1 protein-coding gene is annotated in these 1392 nt (G+C 49.6%); it reads right to left on the bottom strand.

What is annotated here, in order from left to right; all coding sequences use genetic code 11:
* Positions 1-49: 49 nt before the first annotated feature.
* Positions 50-1276 (bottom strand): IS256 family transposase, encoded by a 1227-nt coding sequence (locus K7P01_RS31980; RefSeq protein WP_267298674.1) that lies wholly within the window; start codon positions 1274-1276, stop codon positions 50-52.
* Between the last annotated feature and the right edge of the window lie 116 nt (positions 1277-1392).

Genomic DNA, 1392 nt, shown 5'->3' with positions numbered 1-1392 from the left:
GACAGTGCCCAGTAAAGTGTGTAAGCGTCTAACGAACTGCGTAAAGGGACTATATTTTGCATCTTTCTCCGAAGATGTTAATAAATTGATTTACAACTAAGTTCCAGTTCCGTATCGGCATCGTCCACTTGCGAGTTATCTCGCGTAGAGCCAGGAAAACGGATTTAATAACCGAAGCGTCGTCGGGGAAGGACATCTTAACCTTCGTATACTTCCGGATTTTGCCGTTCAGATTTTCGATGATATTGGTCGTATAGATCAGCGTTCGGATCTCCAGCGGGAAGTCGAAGAAGTGAGAGAGCTCGTTCCAGTTGGCCCGCCAGGACTTGACAGCGTGAGGATACTTCTTGCCCCAGGTTTCTTCCAGCGCCTCTAGCGCAGCCCAGGCAAGGTCTCTGTTAGCCGCTGTGTAGACCGGCTTCAAGTCGGCAGCGAACTGCTTTTTATCTTTCCAAACCACGTAGCGAGAAGCATTCCGGATTTGATGGACCACACAGATTTGCGTGATCGACTGCGGGAAGACGCTGACAATGGCCTCTGTAAAGCCCTTCAGGTTGTCAGTGCTGGTGATCAGGATATCCTCTACACCTCGTGCTCGAAGATCTGTCAACACGCTCATCCAGAAGGATGCGCTTTCGTTCTCACCCAACCACATGCCCAGGACTTCTTTAAAGCCTTCGGAGTTAAGCCCCACCGCCAGGTAGATCGTCTTATTGATGACCTTACCGTTGTGGCGAACCTTGAAGACTATACCATCCATCCACACCACAAAGTAAACAGACGACAGCGGCTGACTCTGCCACTCCGTAATGTGAGATTGGACCTTGGCTGTGATATTGGAGATGGTAGCATCTGAGATCGTATAACCGTAGATGTCTCTGATCTGGAGCTCGATATCCCGCACGCTCATACCTCGCGCGTAAAGGGAGATAACGATCTCCTCGATGCCTTCTACGGTACGGCTGCGCTTTGGTATAAGGACTGGCTCGAAGGTGCTATTGCGATCCCGAGGCACTGATAGCTCTACCTCGCCCATGGTCGTCTTCACTTTCTTGCTGGTCTTTCCATTACGGGAGTTGCCACTGTTGACGCCTTCAGGCGAGTGCTTCGAGTAGCCCAAATGGCCATCCAGCTCGCCCTCGATCATCTGCTCCATGGCCCTGGCATACAAATCTTCCATGAAGGAATTAAGCTCGCCAGAGTCCTTAAACTGCTTCAAAAACTCAGGTGTGAGCACCTGGTTGACAACAGGATGTGATTCTTTCTTCTTTTTCATTGTACTGTATTAAAGGTAATGATTTTTAAAACCATCGATTGACCTGGTCCTGTGGACTTCCTATCCACGACCACCAGAGGTCAATCGTACCTTTACACAGTTAGTTAGACGCTACC

It is taken from the genome of Parachryseolinea silvisoli, assembly GCF_021190955.1.
In the GTDB taxonomy this organism is placed as follows: Bacteria; Bacteroidota; Bacteroidia; order Cytophagales; family Cyclobacteriaceae; genus Ohtaekwangia; species Ohtaekwangia silvisoli.
The sequence above is the reverse complement of the archived record's forward strand: the minus strand, read 5'-3'. Positions and strand labels throughout refer to the sequence as shown.

Bases quoted from the DNA above. Each gene is read 5' to 3' on its own strand.
- K7P01_RS31980 (WP_267298674.1), bottom strand. From the start codon at position 1,276: ATGAAAAAGAAGAAAGAATCACATCCTGTTGTCAACCAGGTGCTCACA.